The 670-nt window shown below is 48.1% G+C and carries 1 protein-coding gene; it reads left to right on the top strand.

The features are described 5' to 3' along the window. Positions 1–248: 248 nt before the first annotated feature. Positions 249–670, top strand: a 422-nt coding sequence (locus L1028_RS31080) for a transposase (RefSeq protein ID WP_423803113.1), incomplete at its 3' end; no start/stop codon positions are given.

Here is a 670-nt window from a genome sequence, read left to right as displayed (position 1 = left end):
GCGCTTTGAGAGGACGCTCCGCGAACGGACCGTTGTTCCAATCGCTGTGCTCTCCAGATTTTTTTCATTCCCCTTTGCGGTGAAAATCCGGAGACCAAGGCGAACGCTACCGCTTTTCCACAATCAGTCCGTCCTCTCCGCTGTTTAAGCGAGAAGTGGATCTACAATCTTTAAAAAACACCAAAAAAAGAAACCATCCTTTGGTAAAATGGAGGTACCAGCCAGCCACTTCAAAGGAGAGGTTTCTTTTGTACATTCAATATACCATGGACCAACTTTGCCTGCCAATGGATTTAGAAGAAGATATTCCAGCAAACCATCTCGTTCGTGTCGTTAACGCAGCCGTGAATCGGCTAGACGATTCCATCTTTAACGCCGCTTATCCCGGCGGTGGACGCGACAGCTATCACCCCAAGATGCTTACCAAAGTTATCATTTATGCCTACACTCAGCGTATCTATTCATCTCGCCAAATCGCCAAATCCGTTCGGGAGAACATCCTCTTTATGTGGCTGGCCGGACGGCAACAGCCAGACTTCCGCACCTTGAATCGCTTCCGTTCCCAGCGGATGAAAAGCGTCCTAGAGACGGTATTTACCGCCGTGCTTCAGTTTCTGGCTGACGAAAAATATGTTTCTTTGGAGCATTACTTTCTGGACGGAACCAAAAT

Origin of the sequence: Paenibacillus pseudetheri, from assembly GCF_924513355.1 — a bacterium.
Classification (GTDB): Bacteria; Bacillota; Bacilli; order Paenibacillales; family Paenibacillaceae; genus Paenibacillus_AQ; species Paenibacillus_AQ pseudetheri.
The sequence above is the reverse complement of the archived record's forward strand: the minus strand, read 5'-3'. Positions and strand labels throughout refer to the sequence as shown.